Annotated in this window: 17 protein-coding genes; 16 read left to right on the top strand and 1 reads right to left on the bottom strand. The window is 73.8% G+C overall.

Annotated features, from left to right (window positions below; all coding sequences use genetic code 11):
• Positions 1-177 precede the first annotated feature (177 nt).
• Positions 178-1,002: a helix-turn-helix transcriptional regulator gene (locus tag AW271_RS15150; RefSeq protein WP_062337201.1), complete on the bottom strand. Its 825-nt coding sequence runs from the start codon at positions 1,000-1,002 to the stop codon at positions 178-180.
• 96 nt (positions 1,003-1,098) lie between these two features.
• Here AW271_RS15150 and AW271_RS15145 point away from each other — a divergent pair, with 96 nt between their 5' ends.
• The 16 genes from AW271_RS15145 to AW271_RS15070 all read left to right on the top strand — a co-directional run bounded on the left by AW271_RS15145 (position 1,099) and on the right by AW271_RS15070 (position 21,530).
• Entirely contained in the window at positions 1,099-2,454 is a 1,356-nt protein-coding gene (locus AW271_RS15145; RefSeq protein WP_304608193.1) for an aldehyde dehydrogenase family protein, read from the top strand.
• A 208-nt stretch (positions 2,455-2,662) separates the two neighbouring features.
• Entirely contained in the window at positions 2,663-4,552 is a 1,890-nt protein-coding gene (locus AW271_RS15140; RefSeq protein ID WP_169806335.1) for a phage tail sheath subtilisin-like domain-containing protein, read from the top strand.
• A gap of 6 nt (positions 4,553-4,558) precedes the next feature.
• Entirely contained in the window at positions 4,559-5,002 is a 444-nt protein-coding gene (locus tag AW271_RS15135; protein WP_062337195.1) for a phage tail protein, read from the top strand.
• Positions 5,003-5,004: 2 nt separating this feature from the next.
• Positions 5,005-5,451, top strand: a complete 447-nt coding sequence (locus AW271_RS15130) for a hypothetical protein (RefSeq protein ID WP_063817988.1) — start codon at positions 5,005-5,007, stop codon at positions 5,449-5,451.
• A 75-nt stretch (positions 5,452-5,526) separates the two neighbouring features.
• Positions 5,527-6,399 (top strand): eCIS core domain-containing protein, encoded by an 873-nt coding sequence (locus tag AW271_RS15125; RefSeq protein WP_062337193.1) that lies wholly within the window; start codon positions 5,527-5,529, stop codon positions 6,397-6,399.
• Positions 6,400-6,401: 2 nt separating this feature from the next.
• The gene (locus AW271_RS15120; protein WP_062337191.1) at positions 6,402-7,019 is read left to right on the top strand and encodes a CIS tube protein; all 618 of its coding nucleotides are present in this window, start codon (positions 6,402-6,404) and stop codon (positions 7,017-7,019) included.
• Positions 7,020-7,022: 3 nt separating this feature from the next.
• On the top strand, positions 7,023-8,585 hold the full coding sequence (locus AW271_RS15115; protein WP_062337189.1) for a phage baseplate assembly protein V: 1,563 nt from the start codon (positions 7,023-7,025) through the stop codon (positions 8,583-8,585).
• Entirely contained in the window at positions 8,582-8,983 is a 402-nt protein-coding gene (locus AW271_RS15110) for a hypothetical protein (RefSeq protein WP_062337187.1), read from the top strand. Before AW271_RS15115 ends, AW271_RS15110 begins: the two co-directional genes overlap by 4 nt.
• A gap of 2 nt (positions 8,984-8,985) precedes the next feature.
• Positions 8,986-9,366, top strand: coding sequence for a GPW/gp25 family protein (locus AW271_RS15105; protein ID WP_218008056.1), 381 nt, complete (start codon positions 8,986-8,988; stop codon positions 9,364-9,366).
• Positions 9,363-11,459 (top strand): baseplate J/gp47 family protein, encoded by a 2,097-nt coding sequence (locus AW271_RS15100; protein WP_062337183.1) that lies wholly within the window; start codon positions 9,363-9,365, stop codon positions 11,457-11,459. The genes AW271_RS15105 and AW271_RS15100 overlap by 4 nt, the downstream gene beginning before the upstream one ends.
• Entirely contained in the window at positions 11,456-13,009 is a 1,554-nt protein-coding gene (locus tag AW271_RS15095) for a phage tail protein (protein ID WP_062337180.1), read from the top strand. Before AW271_RS15100 ends, AW271_RS15095 begins: the two co-directional genes overlap by 4 nt.
• Before the next feature lie 10 nt (positions 13,010-13,019).
• A complete protein-coding gene (locus AW271_RS15090; RefSeq protein ID WP_062337178.1) occupies positions 13,020-14,924 on the top strand; it encodes a hypothetical protein in 1,905 nt (634 codons plus the stop codon).
• Between the two features lie 3 nt (positions 14,925-14,927).
• Complete coding sequence (locus AW271_RS15085) at positions 14,928-16,874, top strand: hypothetical protein (RefSeq protein ID WP_062337176.1); 1,947 nt, start codon at positions 14,928-14,930, stop codon at positions 16,872-16,874.
• Positions 16,871-18,868: an ATP-binding protein gene (locus AW271_RS15080; RefSeq protein ID WP_062337174.1), complete on the top strand. Its 1,998-nt coding sequence runs from the start codon at positions 16,871-16,873 to the stop codon at positions 18,866-18,868. Before AW271_RS15085 ends, AW271_RS15080 begins: the two co-directional genes overlap by 4 nt.
• On the top strand, positions 18,861-20,660 hold the full coding sequence (locus AW271_RS15075) for a hypothetical protein (RefSeq protein WP_062337171.1): 1,800 nt from the start codon (positions 18,861-18,863) through the stop codon (positions 20,658-20,660). The genes AW271_RS15080 and AW271_RS15075 overlap by 8 nt, the downstream gene beginning before the upstream one ends.
• Positions 20,661-21,530, top strand: coding sequence for a Pvc16 family protein (locus AW271_RS15070; protein WP_062337170.1), 870 nt, complete (start codon positions 20,661-20,663; stop codon positions 21,528-21,530).
• Positions 21,531-21,543: the final 13 nt, after the last annotated feature.

The raw sequence follows: 21,543 nt of genomic DNA, 5'->3' as shown, positions 1-21,543 counted from the left end.
TGTCTCGGCAATCAATTAATGAGGTTTGTAACACGCACGTGTCTGGAGCGCACCGTGTGAACGGATAACGAGTTGACATCGACGAAAAGACGCAGGTCACAGCGTTGTGCACCGCGTAACTGGACCGTTACAAAATGAGGCGTTCAGCATCGGTGGCCGCGCAACCCTTTAGTTTGGCTACCCGTTCAAACCAATCCGCCTGAGCTTGGCGGCGGCCGGTGAGTCTGCTGTGGCGGTGTAGACCAGCAGTGACTGGCTCTGGTCGGGATCGACCAGAATCTGGCAGTCGAGGTCGAGCGCACCCGTCGTGACGTGCACGAACCGCTTCCTGGCGCACACCGGGCCGGGCACCGGGTGCGCACGCCAGAGCGCGGCGAACTCGGGGCTGCGGGCCAGCAGCGCCCGGACGATCTCCCCCGCGCGGGAGCTCTCGCCGTCACGCGTGTGGATGCGGAGAAGGTCGGCGACCAGTTCCCGGCCCACCGTGGCGTGGTCTTCGGGCGGATGAATCTTTCGTACCGCCGGATCGTCGAACCACCGGTAGTGGAGGCTGGCCGAGAGGCCCTCGTAGGCGAGGCCGTCGCCGAGGAGCTCGCGCGCCAGCGGGGTCTGGCGGAGGGTCTCGCCCAGGTCGGTGACCACGAGCGCGGCGGCGTCGGGCGGGAGGTTGTCGAAGATCCGCGCCATGCCCGGATTGACGCTGCGCGCGGGCTTCGCCCGCGGCTTGACGGGGTATCCGCCGAGGCGGAACAGGTGGTCGCGCTCCTGGTCGGTGAGCCGCAGGGCGCGGGCGATGGCGGCGAGCAGCTGCTCCGACGGCTGCGGGCCGCGCTGCTGCTCGATCCGGCTGTAGTAGTCGGTCGACATGGCCGACAGGGCCGCGACCTCCTCACGGCGCAGCCCGCCCGTCCGGCGGCGGGAGCCTCTCGGCAGGCCCACGTCCTCGGGCTGGAGCGCCGCGCGCCGGGTGCGCAGGAAGTCGGCGAGTCTGGCCCGTTGCATGTCCAGGTCAACACGCTCCGGACCTGGGCTGATTCCGCTCAGGCACGGACACTTCGTCCCTGGATGCGGATCGCCGCGCCCGGCAGCTTCGATGACATGACAAACATCCCCGTGTTCAACCCCGCCACCGGCGACGTGGTCGCCGAGGTGCCCGCCGGCACCGCCGCCGACGTCGACCGGGCGGTGGCCGCCGCCCGCGCCGCCCTCCCCGCCTGGGCCGCGACCGACCCCCTCGACCGGGCGGCGATCGTCGGCCGCGTCGGGGCGGGCATCGCCGCCCGTGCCGACGAGCTGGCCGCCCTCATCACCGCCGAGATGGGCGCGCCGATCAGCCTGGCGCGCACGGCGCAGATCCAGTTCCCGGTGGCCGTCGCCCAGTCGTTCGCCGCCCTCGCGGAGACCTTCGCCTGGACCGAGACCATCGGCACCTCGCTGGTCGTCCGGGAGCCGATCGGCGTCGTCGGCGCGATCACCCCGTGGAACTTCCCGCTCCAGCAGATCGTCTCCAAGCTCGCTCCCGCGCTGGTCGCCGGCGACACGGTGGTCTGGAAGCCGTCGGAGATCGCGCCGCTCACGGCGCGGGTGCTGGCCGAGATCACCGCCGAGGCCGGCCTGCCGGCCGGCGTCTTCACGGTCGTGTACGGCACCGGCGACGTCGTCGGCGAAGCCATCTCGGCCCACCCCGGCATCGACATGATCTCCTTCACCGGCTCGACCCGGGCCGGCCGCCGGATCGGCGCGGTGGCCGCCGAGACGGTCAAGCGGGTCGCCCTGGAACTGGGCGGCAAGGGCGCCAACGTGATCCTCGACGGCGCCGACCTCGACACGGCCGTCGCCCACGGCGTGGCCATGTCCTTCACCAACGGCGGCCAGGTCTGCGGCTCGTGGCCCCGGCTGCTGGTGCCCGCCCACCTCCAGGAGGAGGTCGTCGCGCGGGCGGTGGCGATCGCCGAGACGTACACCGTCGGCGACCCTCTCCTGGAGACCACGATGATCGGCCCGATGGCGTCGGAGCAGCACCGCGACAAGGTCCACGGCTACATCGAGCGGGGCGTCGCCGACGGCGCCCGCCTGGTCTTCGGCGGCCCCGGACGCCCCTACGACACGGGCGCCTACGTCCACCCCACGATCTTCGCCGACGTCGACCCCGCCTCGGCGATCGCCCAGGAGGAGATCTTCGGGCCGGTGATGACGGTCATCCCCTACCACGACGCCGAGGAGGCCGTCGCCATCGCCAACGGCACCAGCTACGGCCTGACCAGCGGCGTCTTCGGCCCCGACGAGGAGGCCCGCGCGGTCGCCCGGCGGATCAGGGCCGGGCAGGTCGACGTCAACGGCGGCCACTGGAACGCCCTGGCCCCGTTCGGCGGCTACCGCCAGTCGGGCAACGGGCGCGAGTTCGGCAGGTTCGGGCTGGAGGAGTTCCTGGAGGTCAAGTCGATCCAGCTCTGAGTGTTTATCGGATATCTCTACCGGCAGCGAGGTTCCGGGCCGTAACCGCCATTCTCCACAGGTCATCAAATAGGGCCTGACCTGCGATATCGGCCCGGCGAATTTCTCATCTGGTTAAAGCGACGATATGAGTACGGGGGTACTCAAGCGCCTCCCGCCACCCCATGGTGAGATGTGCCGAAGCTCAGGGCACGCCGGGAGGACTTGCATGCCGGAATATCGAGCACCAGGCGTTTACGTCGAGGAGACGACCGCCACCGGCCCCGTCTCCGGGGTCGGCACGAGCACGGCGGCGTTCATCGGCCCGGCCCTGCGCGGGCCCACCGGACGAGCCGTGAAGATCACCAACTGGACGCAGTTCACCGCCCAGTTCGGCGAGTACGTCACCGCCCCGCGCCGCTACCTGGCCCACGCCGTGCGCGGCTTCTTCGACAACGGCGGCTCGGTCGCCTACGTGGTGCGCGTCGGCACGGCCACCCGGGCGGCCCTGGAACTGCGGGACCGGGGCACCCCTTCGGCCGTCACCCTGGTGGTGCGGGCGCGGGACGACGGCCCCGCGGGCAACACGATCAGGGTCGCCGTCCGGGCCACCCAGATCGTGACCGGCGCCAAGGTGCTCCAGGTCAGGGTGGAGCACGCCTCGGCCGCCGGGAACCTCGTGACGCTGCCGTCGGCGCAGGAGGCCCGGCGGTTCACGCCCGGCGACCTGGTGGACATCGACGGCACGGTCGCGGAGGTCGAGCGGATCAGGGGCGAGCAGCTCGTCCTGACCGCGCCGCTGGCCACCGCCGTCCAGGACAAGACGGTGCGCACCGCCGACCTCGCGGCGGGCCAGCGGCGGTTCCGGGTGGACAAGCCGCAGGGCGTCGAACGGGGCACCGTGCTCACCCTCCAGCAGGGCGCCACGACCGAGTCGGTGGTGGTCGAGCGGGCCGCCGGCGACGTCGTCGAGATCGGCGCCGCGCTGGCCAACTCCTACCCCGGGACACCCTCGGTGACCTCGGCGGAGTTCACCCTGGACGTCACGGGCCCCGGCGGGGTGCAGACGTTCGAGAACCTGTCGATGGACCCCCGCCACAGCCGCCACTTCGCCGGGGTGCTGTCCTCGCCTCTGGTCGAGGTGGTGCTGCCGGACGAACCCGGCACGCACGCCGCGCCATCCAACCTGCCCGCCGCCCTGACGGCCACCCCGCTGGCCGGCGGCACCGCCGACCGGCTCGACGGGGTCGACGCCGCCTCCTACGAGGCGGCGCTGACCGCGCTGGAACGGGTCGACGACGTCACCGTGGTCTGCGTGCCCGACGCGGTGAACCTGGTCACCGTGCAGCAGAAAGTGGTCGAGCACTGCGAGAGGATGGGCGACCGCTTCGCCGTGCTGGACGCCCCCGACGCCCTCTCCCCGCTGGCCGACGGCGGGGTGCTGGGAGTCAGGGAACAGCTGACCTCGGAACGCGGCTACGCCGCCCTCTACTACCCGTGGCTGGTGATCTCCGACCCGGCGGGGCGCGGCACCTTCGCGGTGCCCCCCTCGGGTCACCTGGCCGGGGTCTACGCGCGCAGCGACGCCCGGCACGGAGTGCACAAGGCGCCGGCCAACGAACCGGTCGCCGGGGCGTTCGGCGTGACGCGCGCACTGGACGCGGCCGAGCTCGGCGAGCTGAACGACGCGGGGGTCAACGTGATCCAGGCCTTCGCCGGCAACGCCCGCCCAATGGTGTGGGGCGCCAGGACCACCGCGCCCCGGCACGAGACGGCCTGGCGCTACGTCAACGTGCGGCGGTTGTTCCTGTTCATCGAGGAGTCGCTCCAGGAGGGGCTGCGCTGGGCCGTCTTCCAGCCCAACGACCTGTCGCTCCGCAAACGGGTCGAGCGCACGGTCAGCGAGTTCCTCACCCGCGTGTGGACGGACGGCGCGCTGTTCGGCGCCACCGCGGCCGAGGCCTTCCACGTGAAGATCGACGACGAGAACAACCCACCCGCCGTACGCGACCTCGGGCGGCTCGTGGTGGACATCGGGGTCGCGCCGGTCCGGCCCGCGGAGTTCGTGGTGGTGCGGATCGGCATGTCGCAGGGCGGTTCCCAGGTGCAGGAGGGCTAGGCCGCGATGGCGCAGACAGGGGTACGGGTCGACCCGTACGTGAACTTCAACTTCCTCGTCGAGCTGGACGGCATCGCCCAGGCCAGCTTCACCGAGTGCAGTGGCATCGAGTCGGTCACCGAGGTGGTCGAGAACCGGGAGGGCGGCCACAACACGACCGTGCGCAAGGCCCCCGGCAAGACCACCTACTCCGACATCACCCTCAAGTGGGGGCTGACCGACTCCACCGAGTTGTGGGAGTGGCGGCAGTCGATCATCGAGGGCCGGGTGCGGCGCAAGAACGGCTCGATCGTCGTGTACGACCTGGCCAACCGCACCGAGGTGGTGCGCTGGAACTTCGTCAACGCCTGGCCGACCAAGTGGGAGGGCCCGGCCTTCAACGCCACCGGCCACGAGATCGCGGTGGAGACCCTGGTCCTGGTGCACGAGGGCATCGTGCGGGCGGTGTGAGCGTGTCGGCCTTCAGCACGGAGTACGCGTTCACGCTGCCGCTGGGCTACCTCGACGCCGAGGGCACCCTGCACCGCGACGGGGTCATGCGGCTGGCCACGGCCGCCGACGAGATCCTGCCGATGAAGGACCCGAGGGTGCGGGCGCTGCCGACGTACCTGATCGTGATCCTGCTGGCCCGGGTGGTGGTGCGGCTCGGCAGCCTGACCGAGGTCAACCCCGCCGTCGTCGAAGGGTTGTTCTCGCAGGACCTCACCTATCTCCAGGAGCTCTACAACCGCCTCAACGGGCTGACGTCGCCGCTGGTGGCGGTGAGCTGCCCGCACTGCGAGGCGGGGTTCGAGATGGAGGCTCCCCTGCCGGGGGAATCCGCGGCTACCCCCTGGACCGGGTCTACCAGGAGGTCGCCCGACTCGGACGTCACGTCCACTGGACCCACACCGAGCTGATGAACCTCGACCACGCCGAGCGCCGCCGCTGGTTGCGCACGGTGCTCGACCAGGCCGAGAGGGGGTGAGCGACGCATGGACCACGAGAAGACCGCCGGGCAGCGGCTGGCCGTTCAGGCCGGCGCGCTGCGGGCCCGCCGGACCGCCGCGCCGGGCTGGCTGGGCCCGCTCGCGCGGGTGCTGGACCGGGAGCGCGCGTTTCCGGTGCCCGGCGACAGCCCGCGCCGCCGGACCGAGGTCCGGGTGCCGCCGCTCGGCCACGACCCCGCGCCGTCGACGCCGGAGTGGCCGGAGTGGCCGGTGCGGGACCCGGCTCCCGGCCGGCCGGGCCGCCCGCTGCGGGGGGATGTGCGCGAACGGCTGCTCCCCGTCGTGGGGCCCGCGATCGATCGGGTCCGCGTGCACGACGACGCGCACGCGGCGCGGGTCGCGGCGGCGCACGCCGCGGACGCGGTCACCCTCGGCACGGAGATCTTCCTCGGCCGCCCCGAGTCGGCCCGGCCCGAGAGCCTGGCGCTGCTCGCGCACGAGGTCTGGCACGCCACCGAGCCGGACCGCACCGGCGGCGCGCCGCACCGGGCCACCGCCGAGGGAAGGGCCGGGGAGGAGCGGGCCGCGCTCGCCGTCGAGCACGCCCACCACGCCCCGGCGTCACCGAGGTCCCCGGCCCTCCCCGGCTGGTCGCCGCCCGCCCCGGCGTCCGGAGCCGGCACGGCAGGCTGGACGGCCGCGGCCACGCCGTCCCCGGCGGCCTCCTCCCCCGCCGCCCGGCCGATGACGGCGCGCACCGACCGGCCCGGCGTGGTGCCCGCCTCCTCCGCCGCCGCCACGCTCGACCCGGGCACGCTGCGCGCGATGGTGCGTGAGGTGCTGCGCGGCGAACTGCGCGAGCAGGGCTCCCGCCAGCTCCGCGCCGACCTCGCGATCGAGCTGGAACGGGGGGCCTGAGGATGGCCGCGCAACTCGCCAAGGCGCTCGTCGTCGACACCGGGAGCGGCGAACGGCTGCAGGTCATGTACAACCCGGAGGAGTACCGGATCGAGCAGGGCAACGAGCTGGCCGAGATCGGCGTGCCCGGCCTGGCCGCCTCGCCCGTCCAGTACGTGCGCGGCCGGACCCGCACCCTGACCATGGACCTGTACTTCGACACCTACGAGCAGCAGAGCGACGTCAGGGCGCACACCAACGGCCTGGTGCGGCTGCTGCACCCGGCGCCGCGCACGTTCGCCCCGCCGGTGTTGCTGTTCGTGATGGGCCGCTTCTCCTTCCGGTGCGTGCTGGCCCAGGCCGACCAGCGCTTCACCATGTTCCTGCCGGACGGCACGCCGGTCCGGGCCCGGGTGTCGGTCACCTTCCGCGAGTACACCGAGGTGGAGTTCGAGACGCGGCGCGGCCTGTTCGCCGGGGCTCCGGCGCTGCACACGGTCACCGACAGGGACACCCTGCCCGGCCTGGCCGCCGCCTACCTCGGCGACCCGGGCCGGTGGCGTGAGATCGCCGGCGCCAACGACCTGCTCGACCCGCTGCGCCTGCCGTCCGGCCGGCCCCTCGTCATCCCGGAACGGTGAGCCGTGGACACCCTGGCCCCCCGGGCGGACGTCCGCGTCAGTGGCGTCACGCTGTCGGCCGACGTCAGCCGCCATCTGCTCAGCGTGCGCTACGACAACTCGCTGGAACTGGCCGACATGTTCACCGTCGTGCTGGACAACAGCGGCAACCGCTTCACCGACTCCCCGCTGTTCGAGCTCGGCAAGAACGTCGAGATCCACATCGGCTACGGCGACCGGCTCACCCCGATGATGCTCGGCGAGATCGCCTCGATCGAACCCGACTTCCCCGAGTCGGGCGCGCCCACCTTCACCATCCGCGGCTACGACAAGTCGCACCGGCTGCGGCACGAGATGCCCGACCGGCCGGCCTTCCGCTTCACCAACGACAGCGCGATCGCCGCGCAGATCGCCCTGGAGGCCGGGCTGATCCCGGTGGTGGACCCGGCGCCCTTCCCGCACAAGGTGCTGCACCGGGCCTCCACCGACATGGCGCTGCTCAAGGAGCGCGCCGCCGTGAACTTCTTCGACGTGTACGTCTGGTGGGACAAGCTCTACTTCCGGTTCCCCCGCCCGCAGACCGAGGCGCTGGTCCTGGAGTGGGGCACGAACCTGTCGTCCTTCAGCCCCCGGGTCAGCAACGCGGGCATGGCCGGCCTCCAGGTGGTGCGCGGCTACAGCCAGGAGCTGGCGCAGAGCATCGTCGGCGTGATGAGCGCCACCGCGCTCGACCTCGACTCGATCCTGGAGCGGCTGGGCAGCGCCGCGCTCGGCGCGCTCACCGGGCTGGGCCGCCGTGTGGTGCGCGGACGCCCGGTCTCCACCCCGCTGGACGCGGTCGCGCTCGCCAAGTCCCTCCTCCAGCAACTCCTGGAGGGCATGTACGAGGCCACCGGCGCCTGCATGGGCCTGCCGGACCTGCGCGCCGGCCGGTTCGTCTCGGTGCGCGGGGTGGGCCGCCGCTTCAGCGGGGTCTACCGGCTCAAGCGGGTCGTGCACACGCTGGACGGGCGCGGTTACCGCACCGAGTTCGAGGTCACCCAGAAGGCCGGGGCGCACGTCGTGCAACTGCTGCGCAAAGCGCTGTCCGAGGACCCGCCGCCCGACCGCGGCGAGTCCCCGCAGGGCGTCGTGGTGGCCGAGGTGGTCGCCGCCGACCCGCTCCGGTACGAGGTGGCGCTGCGTTTCCCCTGGTTCTCCGACATCCCCGACGTGGTGACCGCGCCGGTGGCCACGCCGATGGCCGGGGTCGCCGCCGGCCTGTTCTGCCTGCCCGACGCCGGCGACCAGGTGCTGGTGGCCTTCGAGCACGGCGACTTCAACCGGCCGTACGTGATCGGCTCGTTGTGGAGCACCACCACCCCCAAGCCGGTGATCGCCCCGCCGGGGGTCAACACCGTGCGCACCCTCACCACGCCCGGCGGGCACCACATCACGTTCGACGACACGCCGGGCCTGGAGAAGATCGTTTTGGAGCACAAGACGGGCAGCTCGCTCACCTTCACCGCCACGGGCGACATCGAGATCGTCGCCAACAACGTCAAGGTCAAGGTGATGGGCACGATGGACGTCGGCGGGCCGGTATGAGCGGCGCGGTGCTGACCACGGCGGGCGTCTTCACCTGCGACCACCAGGGCACGGCGGCCCCCGTGTCCGCGCACCGGCTGACCGTGGGCGGCGCACCGGTGCTGACCGGGGCCGACCTGACGGGCGCCGCGGTGTCGGCGTGCGTCCAGCCGGACCAGGCGGGGCCTCCCCTCACCAGGACGTGCCGGGCCGTGCTCCAGGTGAACGCCGGGCACGCGCTCCGGCTGACCGTCGGCGGCGTGCCCGTGCTCACCGCCACCGGCTTCGCCGCGCTGACCGACGGCCAGAACGCCCAGCCGGCCGTGCCGCCGCACGTGCCGCCACCCGTCCCGCCGGGCACGCCGTTGTCCCCGCGCCTGACGGCGACGGCCGGTCAGCTCCGGCTGAGGGGAGAGTGAACGTGGAGAGCAGAGGCGTGGCGTTCCCGGTGCGCGTGGACGCCACCGGCGGCATCGCCGAATCCGCAGGAGGGGAACGCATCCGGCAGTCGATCCAGGTCATCCTGGGCACCCGGCCGGGAGAGCGGGTCATGCGCCCGGATTTCGGCTGCGAGCTGCACAGCCTGGCCTTCGCGCCCAACACCCCCGCCACCGCGAACCTGGCCCGGCACTACGTCGAGTCGGCGCTGGCCCGGTGGGAGCCGAGAATCGAGGTCGCCGGGGTGAACGTGGCCAACGACCTCCGGGCGGGATCGCTGGTGATCACGGTCGGCTACCGAATCCGGGGCGCCGGCGACGAACGCGTCCTCACCCTGCCGTTCTCGCTGGAGCAGCCGTCATGAGCGCGCACCGCGGCCGCCCGCTACCGCCCGACCTGGACGACCGCCGCTGGGCGGACCTGGTCGAGGAGGCCAAGGAGCTGATCGGCCACTACGCGCCGCAGTGGACCGACCGGGGACCCGGCGATCCCGGCATCGCCCTGGTCGAGCTGTTCGCCTGGCTTGTCGAGGGCCTCATCTACCGGCTCAACCAGGTGCCGGAGAAGAACTACGTCGCCTTCCTGAACCTGCTCGGCGTCACCCGGCGGCCGGCCACGCCCGCGCGCACGCTGCTGACCTTCACCGCCCAGGCCGGGCAGAGCGCGCTGGTGCCCGCGGGGACGTGGGTGCAGACCGGCGGCGGCGAGTCCCAGGCGCCGGTGGTCTTCCAGACCGAGGCCGAACTGCTGGCCCCGGCCTCGGGCCTGTCGATGGCCGTGCGCTACGACGCACCGCCCGCGCCCGCCGCCGCCCACGCCGTCGACACGACCGGCGCGCCAGGCGATGTCGAGGTGCGGGTCGCCGACGGCGGCACCGGCTACCTGCTGCTCGGCTTCGACCCCGCCTTCACCCAGCCCGTCGAGCGCCTGGAGCTCTACGCCGAGCCCGGCCGGCCGCCGTCGGGCGAACCGGCCACGGTGAGCTGGGTCTTCTCCGCCGGCGGCGCCGATCCCGCGGCCTGGCCCGTGCTGGCCGTCGAACAGGACGGCAGCCACGGGCTCACCCAGGGCGGGCAGGTCCGGCTGAAGTTGCCCGCCACCCCCGTGTGGGCCGCCGTGGACCCCGCCGGCTGGCCCTTCCCGGCGGAGGGCCCCCGGCCGGAGGCGGGGCGGCCCCGCCGGTGGATCGGGCTGAAGGTGCACAACGAGAAGGAGGCGGGCCAGCCCTCCGGCGACGCCCTGGTCGAGGTGCGGCACCTGCTGCCCGGCACGGTCCCCGCCACCACCGCCCCGACGGCGGGCCGGGACGTCGCCGAGGCCGTCGGCACGGCGGGGCGCGCTCCCCGCCAGGTGTTCGAGCTGCGCAACCGGCCGGTGTACCGGCGGCCGGGGCTCTCGCCGTACGACCACGTCAAGATCATGGTGGACGGCGAGCCGTGGGAGCTCGCCGAGGAGCGGGCGGCCGGGCGGGACCGGGCCGTCCGGCTCGACCCGGTGACCGGGGAGGTGATCTTCGGCGAGGTGGGGGCCACGCCGCCGCAGGGCGCCGCGATCACCGCCGTCTACCGCCATGTCGGCGCGGGCGCGGCGGGCAACGTGCTGCCGGGCACGGTCACCACGCTCGCCGAGGGGGTGCCCGGCGTCGTCTCGGTGGGCAACCCGGTACGCGGCGCCGGCGGCGTCGACGAGGAGCCGATCGAGGAGACCAAGAGCCGCGCCCCGCAACTGCTGCGCACCCGCGACCGGGCCATCACCGTCGCGGACTACGAGTTCCTGGCCCGGCAGGTGCCCGGGGTGGCCGTCGCCCGCTGCCTGGCACCCCGCGTGCAGGACCAGCGCCACCCCAACGGGGCCTGGCAGAAGGGCGATCCGTGGACGTTCGCGGCGATCTCCCGCGCTCCCGGGCACGTGAACCTCATCGTGGCGCCGGATCTGGGGCTGGACGAGCCCCAGCCGAAGCCGCCGGTGGCGCTCGTCCAGGACGTGATCGCCGCCCTGGACCCGCGCCGTGAGGTGACCGCGCTGCTCCAGGTGCACCTGCCCCGCTACCTCCCGGTGGAGGTCACCGCGGACCTGCGCGTCTTCAAACGGGCCGTGGACATGCAGCTCGCCCCCGGCGGCCACGCCGCCGAGACGGTGCGGCTCAGGGAGCGGGTGGCCCGTTTCCTGCACCCGGTGCACGGCGGCCCCGACGGGCGCGGCTGGCAGGTCGGCCAGAGCCTCTACCTGCCCGACATGTACCAGGCGGTGCAGCCGGACAGCGTGATCGGCTACCTCGCCGACCTGCGCATGCGGCCGGTCCAGCGGCCGCCCTACCACCCGGCGGGCGAAGCCTGGGACCAGAACGTGCACCGGCCCTTCGAGCTGCCGGGCGGCTTCGGCCCCCAGGTCCGGGTGACCGACTACGAGCTGATCTGCTTCAGCGGCACCTGCACCGTGACGGGAGCGGAGGAGTGAGCGGCTACCTCGACCACCTGCCCGCCGTGTTGCGGTCGAAGGACCTCGCCGACCTGCTGGACGTCTTCGAGAAGACGCTCTCGGGCATCGACGACGGCGTGGCCACGCCCGGCGCGCCGCTCGCCCCGCTCATCGAGGCCCTGCCCGACCTGTACGACCCCGCCCGCACCCGGCCGGAGTTCCTGCCCTGGCTGGCCGGATGGCTCGGGTTCGAGCTGCCGCCCGGCTGGACCGTGGCCCAGCGGCGGCGGGTGGTCGCCGGGGTCATGGGCCTGCACCTGCGGCGCGGCACCCACCAGGGCCTGGCCGAGCTGCTCGACCTGGCCGTGCCGGTGGCCGGTCGGCAACGGGTCACCGTCGACGCCGGCGCCAAGGTGCTGTTCGCCCGCCCGGCTCCCGGGGCGCCGGCCCGGGTGCACACGCTGCTCTCCCAAGGGCCCTACCTGCGCCCGGACCGTACCCTCGCCCACTCCGGCCTGGTCAGCCCGCAGTGCCTCGCGACGACCCCGGCCGGCGACCTGCTCGTGGGCGACGCGGGCGGCATCGGCCGCAGCCCCGCGCCCGGCCTGTGGCGCGTCACCAGGACCGGCGCCTACGCCGACCACACCGGCGCGCCGCCGGCGCCCCGCCCGCTCGGCTCCGCCGCCTGGAACCTGACCACACCGGTGGCCGTCGCCGTCGAGGCGACCCCGGCGGGCTGGGCGGCGTACGTGCTGGACGTGCAGCAGACCGGGTTGCGGTTGTCGAGGCTCACCTCGGCCGCCCCGTTCCAGGAGGAGACGCTGGCGCTGCACGCCTCCGTCCAGACGGTCGTGGACATCCCGGCGGCCGTCGTGCACCAGGGGAAGCTGCTGATCCTCAACCGGAAGGACCGGCGCGTCGTCGAGGTCGACCCGGCCGCCCCCTCGGCCCCGCCGCGCACGATCGCCCTGCCGGGACTGACCTCGCCCCGCTCCATGACCGTCGCCCCGGACGGCCGCCTGGTCGTCGGCGACGCCCGCCCCGACACCCCCGCCGAGTTGTTCCTGGTCGACGCCGCGGGCGCGACCGCCCCGATGCCGCTGCTGGCGGCCGTGGCCGGCAACCCGCTGCTCGCGCCGTACGCCGTGCTCCACGAGGACAGCCACGTCCTGCTGGTCCTCGACGTCGGGCTCCAGCCCGACCAGGACCCCGCCCGCCCCTATCTGCGCCGCACCCTGCGCCCGGCCCTGCTGTACCGGGTGGACCTGAGGACCGACCCGCCCCGGGTGACCCCGGCGAGCGAGCCCGGCGGCCTGGTCTTCCCCCGCGGCATGGTGCGCCACGAGGGCGTCCTCTACCTGTGCGACGGCGGGGAGCCGCTCAGCCGTAACGAGACCGGCCCGAACGGCACCCCCCGCCGCAACCTGCGCGCCTCCGCCAACGAGCTCGCCGTGATCGTGCACTTCGCCCGCGCGGGGGCGACCGAGGCGGACCAGCGGGTCGCCCTGCGCAGCGTCGGCGACGCCCTCGACCGCGAACGGCCCGCCTCCGTCCTGCCCACCCTGCTCTCCGCCATCGGCACCGACTAGGAGCGCCCCCATGTCCGAACGGCTGATCCGCACGAGTTACGTGGACCCCACGGTCAACCCGCCCGAGCCCCGGCAGGGCGACACCGGCCTGCACGAGAGCCGCCAGGACCAGGAGGGGTACGCCGGGCCGCTGCACCGCATGGCCGGCGCCGCCCTGCACCGGCCGGGGGTGGCCGAGGGGCTGGGCGTGAGCGCGACCGTCGGGCAGGCCGGGCTGCGGGTGCTGCCCGGCGTGGCGCTCGACGTCCGCGGACGGCTGATCCCGCTGGCCACCGGCGGGCACGCCCGGCTGGGCGACGGCACGATGACCGAGATGGGCGAGCAGGGCCTGGTGCTGCCCACGCAGGGGCCGGCCGGCGAGCGCACGGTCACGATCGCGTGGGCGGAGACGTTCGACTTCACCGGCGTCGGCGCCGGCGTCTTCGCCACCGAGACGACGCCGGTGCTGCGGCTGCGCGGCCCCGGGCAGGTCTCCGCCGAGGAGGTCGTGCTGGCCGAGGTGCGGCTCGGCGCGGACGGCACGGTCGCCGACCTGACGGCGGGCACCCGCCGCGCCGTCGGCGGCGCGAAGGACCGGATCGAGCTGGTGCTGCCGGGCGCGGTCAGGTCGGGCGCGCTGGCCGTCGTCGGCGAGGCCCAGGCCGGGGAGTTGCGCGCGCTGCGCGAGGGCGGCCTGGCGCTGGAGGCACGGCGGCTGACGGTACGGCTGCCCGGCGGGGGCGAGCCCGCGTTGTCGGTGGACCCGGTCGCCCGCCGCGTCGGCATCGGCACCGGCCAGCCGGAGGCCGCCCTCGACACCGCCGGCACGGCCGTCTTCCGCGAACGCGTCGGCATCGGCACGGGGCAACCGGAGGCCGCCCTCGACACGGCGGGCACGGCGGTCTTCCGCGAACGTGTCGGCGTCGGCACCGCCGCCCCGGCCGCGGCGCTGGACGTGGCCGGGCACGCCGTGGTGCGCGACCGGCTCGGCGTCGGGCGCACCCCGGCGCTCGGCCGGGTGCACGCGGTCGACGTCGGCGGTTTCGGCACCGAGGACGACTTCGGCCGGTCCGTGGACACCAACGTGCCGCTGCTGGCCCAGGCCGACTCCACCGCGTTCGGCATCCTCAACGCCGACAGGCGCCCGGCGTTCGCGATCAACATCGACTTCAACGAGGGCGTCACCTGGGCCCGCGGCATCCCCACGCTCTACGACCGCTACGACGGCACCTGGCGGCCGGGCCTGGCGCTGCGCAACGGCTGGGTCGGCATCGGCACGCAGTCGCCAACCTCGAAGCTGGACGTGCGCACCACCGAGCAGGACATCTCGGCGGTGTTCGCCTCGTCGGCGTCCCGGTTCGGGGTGTACGCCATGAGCGGCACCGGCACCGGCCTGTTCGCCATGGGTCAGAAGGCCGCCGAGTTCTACGGCGACGTGAACGTCATCGGGAAGCTGACCAAGAGCAACCTCCAGTTCATGATCGACCACCCGCTCGACCCGGCCGGCCGCTATCTGAACCACAGCGCCGTCGAGAGCGACGAGATGAAGAACGTCTACGACGGCGAAGTCGTCCTGGACGCGGACGGCGGCGCGGAGATCACCCTGCCCGCCTGGTTCGAGGCGCTCAACGAGAAGCTCCGCTACCAGCTCACCCCCGTCGGCCGTCCCGCGCCCGGCCTGCACGTGTCGCGGCGGCTCGCGGACGGCCGCTTCTCCGTGGCCGGGGGCGAACCGGGCACCGAAGTCTGCTGGCAGGTCACCGGCGTGCGGCACGACGCGTACGCGCGGGCCAACCCCTTGGTCGTCGAGACCGACAAGGACGGAGAGGAGGCTGGCCGCTTCCTGCATCCCGAACCGCACGGCGAGCCGGCCAGCCGGGCCCTCGGCGCGCTGACCGCCGACCTCATCCCCGGTTACGGGACCACACAGGAGTGACACATGCCGGAGAAACTGATCAGGACCAGCTACGTCGACCCGACGGTCAACCCGCCCGAGCCGCGGCAGGGTGACACCGGGCTGCACGAGAGCCGCCAGGACCAGGAGGAGCACTGCGGGCCGCTGCACCGCATGCACGGCGCGGACCTGCACGGCTGGGGGGTGGCCGACGGCCTGGCGGTGCGCGCCGCGATCGGGCAGGCCGGGCTGCGGGTCGACCCCGGCACGGCGCTCGACGTCAAGGGGCGGCTGATCCCGCTGGTCGCGGGCGGTCACGCGAAAGTGGGCGCGTCGCTCGTCCCGGTGACCGAGGCCGGGGTGGAGCTCTCCACGGCCGGGCTCACCGGCGACCACGCCGTCACGATCGCCTGGGCGGAGACCTTCGACTTCACCGGCGTCCCCTCGGGGGTGTTCAACACCGAGACCACGCCGGTGCTGCGGCTGCGGCCGGTCTCCGGGCTCGACGACGGGGAGGAGATCGTACTGGGCCTGGCCGAACTGGAGAACGGAACGGTCACGGGCCTGGGCCGCGACCGGCGGCGCGGCGTCGGGGTCGCGGTCGAGCGGGTCGAGTTGCTGGGCGCGCGGGAGGGCGAGACCAGCGTGTCCCACGTCCGCGCGGCCGAGGTGCGCGGCGGCGACGGACAGGTCATCGTGGACACCCCCCGCCTGATCGTCACCCGGGACAACGCCCATCCGCTGCTGACCGTGAACACCGCCGCCGGCCGCATCGGCGTGAACACCACCGTGCCGAAGTGCGCCCTGCACGTGGACGGCGCGACCGTGTTGCGCGAGACCAGCTCGCTGGGCGGCGTGAGCGCGCCGGAGGGCACGCTGCACGTGATCGGCGAGACCGTGCTGGAATCGGCGCAACCGGCGGCGGGGCGGCCCGTGTTGGACGCGAAGGGCCCGGCCCTGATCCGGGGCTTCCTCGGCCTCGGCAAGGCCACCGCGCCGGAGACGACGCTCGACGTCAACGGCGGGGCCTTCGTCCGGGGGCCGGCGGCCTTCGGACGGCCGGGGCCGCTGGCCCTGGTGCACGCCGTCGACCAGGGCGGCTTCGAGGCCGAGGACGCCAACGGCGTGCTCACCGCCAGCAACATCCCGTTCCTCGCCCACGCCAAGACCGACGGCCAGACGTCGTTCGGCGCGGTCAACTCCAGCGGCCGGCCCGCGTTCGCGCTGAGCGTCGACCACGACGAGGGCACCCCGGGGGCCCGCGGCGTGCCGGCGTTCTGGGACAAGTTCGACGGCACCTGGCACATGGCGTTCAGCATCAAGAACGGCGACCTCGCCGTGGGTCACAAGTCACCGTCGGCGCGGCTGGACGTGCTCGGCGGCCCCACCATCAACGACATCGCGATGCGGGTGTCGTCGGACCGGGGCGTCGGGCTGCACCTGTTCAGCGAGCACGGCGGCATCCCGCTGATCATCGGCGGCCAGAAGTGGGCGGCCTGGCTGAACGGCAACGTCGACGTGAAGGGCACGCTGACCAAGACGAACCTCCAGTTCAAGATCGACCACCCGCTCGACCCGGCCGGCCGCTACCTGAACCACGCCGCCATCGAGAGCGACGAGATGAAGAACGTCTACGACGGCGAGGTCGTCCTGGACGCCGACGGCAGCGCCGAGATCACCCTGCCCGCCTGGTTCGAGGCCCTCAACGAACGCTTCCGCTACCAGCTCACCCCCGTCGGCCGCCCCGCGCCCGGCCTGCACATCGCCCGCGAGGTGTCCGGCAACCGCTTCGCCGTCGCCGGGGGCGAGCCCGGCACCAAGGTCTGCTGGCAGGTCACCGGCGTGCGGCATGACGCGTACGCGCGAGCCAACCCGCTGGTCGTCGAGACCGACAAGGAAGGCGAGGAACACGGCCGCTACCGGCACCCGGTGCCGCACGGCGCGGCCCCCCACCTGGCCGTGGCCTGGACGGAGGCGACGAAACGGCCATGAGCGAGGTTGCCGACGGCGTCCTGGACTGGCTGGCCCGGCTCGACGTCCGGCTGGCGGAGGCGGTCGCGGCGGCGGGGGCGGCGTACGGTCCCGAGGCCGGCCGGGACTCCTTCCGCGGCCTGCACATCGGCCCCGACGAGGTGACACGGGTGCTGCGCCGCGCCCCGGCCGTCTCCCCGATCGGGCCGGGCAGCGCCGCCGACGCCGCCGGGCCCGCGTGGCTGGCCGAGCGGTACGACCTGTCGGCGTTCGAGCTGAACGTGCTGCTCGTGGCGGTCGCCCCGGAGGTCGACCTGCGCTACGAACGGTTGTACGGCTACCTCCAGGACGACGTGACCCGCCGCCGCCCCACCGTGGAACTGACCCTCAACCTGCTCTGCGACGGCGTGGCCGAGAAGCTGCGGCGGCGCTGCGACTTCGCCGCCGACGCTCCGCTGCTGCGGCACCGGCTGGTGCGGCTGGTCGCCGACCCGCACCACGTGGAGCCGCCGCTGCTGGCCAGGTACGTCGTGCCCGACGAGCAGATCGTCGACGTGCTGCTCGGCGTCGGCGGCCTGGACCGGCGGCTGGCCTCCTGGTGCCGGCTGGTCTCCGGTCCCGGACCCGGCAGCGGCCGGGCGCACGAATTGCGCGATCTGCTCGACGCCGGGCAGCGGCTCTACCTGCGTGGCCAGCCCGGCTCCGGGCGCGCCGAGGCCGCCAGGACCGCCGCCGCCGGGCTGGGACGGCCGGTGCTGCACGTCGATCTGGCGCTGGCGCCCTCGGGCCCGGCCACGTTCGAGGACGCCGTGCGCTGCGCCCTGCGCGAGGCCGAACTGCACGGCGCACTGCCCTACCTCGACCGGGCCGACTCGCTCGACGACCACCGGCGCGACCTCGCGGTCATGGCGCTGGCCCACACGCCTGGCCCGGTCGTGCTGGCCGGGACCGCGCCGTGGCCGTCCACCGTCCTGCCGCTCTTCCTGCGCACCGTCGAGTTCACCACGCCGGAGGCAGGCGAGCGGCGGGTCCGCTGGGTCTCGGCCCTCGCCGGACGGCCGGTGCCGCCCGGCGACCTCGACGTGCTGGCCGAACGTTTCCCGCTCACCCCCCGCGCGATCGACGAGGCGGCCGGCACGGCGGGCGGGCACACCCTGGCCGAACTCTCGGCGGCGGCCCGCCGCGCCGCCGGGCACGAACTGGCCGGCCTGGCCGACCGCATCGAGCCCCGCGCCGGCTGGGCCGACCTGGTGCTGCCCGACGACGAACTCGCCGCGCTGCACGAGATCTGCGCGCGGGTGGCCGGGCAGGGCCGGGTGCTGCGCGACTGGGGTTTCGGCGGCAAGCTCGCCAGGGGCACCGGGGTGGCGGTGCTGCTGGCCGGGCCGCCGGGCACCGGCAAGACCATGGCCGCCGAGGTGCTCGCGGCCGAGTTGCACCTGGACCTCTACCGGATCAGCCTGGCCGGGGTCGTCAGCAAGTACATCGGCGAGACCGAGAAGAACCTCGACCGGGTCTTCGCCGCCGCCGAGCGGACCGCCGCGATCCTGCTGTTCGACGAGGCCGACGCCATGCTCGGCAAACGCGGCGAGGTCAGGGACGCCCACGACAGGTACGCCAACCTGGAGGTCGCCCACCTGCTCCAGCGTATGGAGGCCCACCCGGGGGTGACCCTGCTGGCCACGAACATGCGCCACAACCTGGACGAGGCGTTCACCCGCAGGCTCGCCTTCACCGTCCGATTCCCCTTCCCCGATCAGAACAGCCGGGCCAGGATCTGGCGCAGCGTCTGGCCGGCCGGCACCCCGCTCGCCGCGGACGTCGACCCTGAGGCGCTGGCCGCGCGGTTCACCCTCAGCGGCGGCCACATCAAGAACGTCGCGCTGGCCTCGGCGTTCCTGGCGGGCCCCGGGCCGGTGACGGCGGCCCACGTACGGCACGCGGTGCGCCGGGAGTTCCAGAAGCTGGGCAAAGCGCTCACCGACGACGACCTGCTGGGAGTGGGCGATGGCTGACCCGGTGAAGACCGCGGAACCGGTCAAGGACACCACGGCCCCGGTGGCCGAACCGGTCAGGCAGCCCGGTCCCGGCGGCGACCTGCGGGACCTCCAGCGGGCCGCCGGGAACCAGGCCACCGGTGAGGCCGTCGCCCAGGCGCCGGAACCATCGGGAACCGTCGGCTTCCTGGCGAACGTCGCGATCGACCTGTTCACCCGCCAGCTCACCGGGCAGGGCCCGCAGCAGCGCATCGCCGCCGCCGCGATCCGGGGCTTCGTCTTCACCCTGGCCAAGGAGGTGACGGTCGACGGAGTCAAGGCCGGGCTCACCGAACTGGCCTCGCCGAGGAACATGGCCGAATTCGCGCTGGCCTACGAGGCGGGCTGGATCCTGGGCGTGGTCAGCCCGGTCACCGATCTGTTCGGGGTGGTCGTGCTGGCCGAGCAGATGCAGAAGATGGCGGCCGACCTGGGCCGCGCCGTCTGGGACCACCCGGAGGAGCTGATCGCCGAGGCGGAGGCCCTGGCCGCCGGCTTCCGCGCCTTCCTGACCGGCGCCCGCGCCAACCTCACCGCCGCCGACCTGCTGGCCCACCTCGGCGAGGCGAGCGCCGCCGCGGAGAAGGCGGCCGGGGCGGCGGGCGGCCGGGCCGCCCACGCCCTGGTGCTGCACCTCTCCGGCAAGGAGGAGGAGCAGGCCATGCGGCCCGCGGCCGCCCCGGCCGGACCGGCCGCCCAGCTCGAACAGTGGGCCACCGACACCCGCAAGAAGCTGACCTCCACGCAGTGGTCCCGGCTCGGCTACAACGTCGGATACGACACCGGGGCCATCGTCAGCAACACGCTGCTGGCCGTGTTCAGCCTGGGCGCCGGAGAGGCGGTGGCCGCGATCGGCGCCCAGCTCGGCAAGCTGGGCGGGGTGCTGGCCCGCGCCGGGAACCTCGTCGTCAAGCTCGGCGAGGGCATCGCGGCCGTCGAAGCCCTGATCGGCGCCCTGGTGAGCAAGCCCATGAAATGGCTGGAGCCGGTCATGAAACCGCTCTTCCAGTTGCTCGACCGGCTGAAGGTCTTCCTCAAGAAACTGCTCGGCTTCGCCGAGAAGAACGCCGCCGGCGCGGCCGCCGCCGTGACCAAGAAGGCCGCCACGGCCGTCAAGCCCGCCCCGGCCGCCAAGCCCGCCAAGGCCCCCAAGGTCCGCGTCGCCACCGAGAAGCCCAAAGTCCGCGTCGCCACGGAGAAACCCACCGGCGAGCCCGAGGTCGTGGGCTCCCTCGAACCGGCCGCCGCCCCGAAGAAGAAGGCCGCGCGCCGGCGGCCCGTGCCGGAGAAGCCGGGCGGCGATCTGCTGCTCGACGACGCCGACGTGCTGGCCCAGCAGGGCATGAGCACGAAGAAGTCGGTCCAGGAGTTGCGGCAGGAGGCCGGCGAGGGGGTGCGATTCGAGAAGAGCCTGGCCTCGCCGCGCCGCCAGGGGCAGGTGCCCATCTACGACCGGCGGGGCCGCCGCAACCGGCTCGACTACTACGACGAGGCGGCCGGAGAGATCATCTCCGTGAAGAGCCTGGCCGGCTCGAACGGCCAGATCGCCCACGTCGACGAGTTCACCATGCTGAAGCACTTCCAGGAGTTCGCCCTCAAGTACCCGAACGGGGCGCGCATCGTGGAGGGCCCGCTGGCCGGCCGGGTGATGACCGGCCGTTACATCCTCGAGGTGCCGCCGCAGGTCGAGCCGATCCCGGCGCGCGTCATCGAGCTGGCCCGCGCGAGCCGGGTCGTCATCCGCGACACGACCGGAAAGGTCTGGCAGTAGATGATCGAGCACGTCGACCGCATGGTGCGGCACCTGCTGATCTCCCGGATCGGCCTCGGCGACGCCAACCGGGTGGGCTTCCAGCCGCCGGACGAGGACTGGCGCACCTTCGTCACCAACCTGGACCGCATGGCCCTCAACGTCTATCTGGTGGAACTGCGCGAGAACCGCGGCCTGCGCGGCAACGAGCGCACCCGCACCGCCGCGGCGGGCCTGGTGCTGGGGGAGCCCGCGCCGCGCCGCCTCGACCTGCACTACCTGGTCACCGCGTGGAGCCCGGCCGCGCAGAACCAGGCGGTCGAGCCGACCCTCGACGAGCACGCGCTGCTCTACCGGGCCGCCGCCGTCCTGCTGGCCGCCGTGCCGCTGCGGCCGGCCGACGTCTACGGACGCGGCCGGCTCCCCACGGGCTTCCCGCCCCTGCTGGCCGCCGCCGAGCTGCCCACCGCGGTGTTGCCCGGCGACGGTTTCGCCAAGTACGCCGAGTTCTGGGGCACCATGACCGGCCGCCAGCCGTGGCGGCCGGTGGTGCACCTCACGGTCACGATCCCGGTCGCCTTCGATCCGGAGGAGATCGGCCCGATGGTCACCACCCAGGTGACCCGTCTGGAGTCACCCGGCCTGATCATCATCGGCGGCACCGTCAGGGACGCGGCGGGCGACCCGGTCCCCGGCGCCTGGGTCCGGATCGAGCCGGTGGACGGCTCGCCCGCGCACACCACGAAGACCTCGGCCGAGGGCCGCTACACCGTCGCGCACCTGGCGGCGGGCCGCCACCGCTGCCGGGTCAGGGCCGCCGGTCTGGGCGAGCGCACCACCGAGTTCGACGTGCCCGGCGCCGCGGGCGACTACGACGTCGGCTTCGCCTGACCCGGCGGCGCCG

This window comes from Herbidospora sakaeratensis (assembly GCF_001570525.1).
GTDB lineage: Bacteria > Actinomycetota > Actinomycetes > Streptosporangiales > Streptosporangiaceae > Herbidospora > Herbidospora sakaeratensis.
Note: the sequence above shows the minus strand (reverse complement) of the source record. Positions and strands in the feature narration are given on the sequence as shown.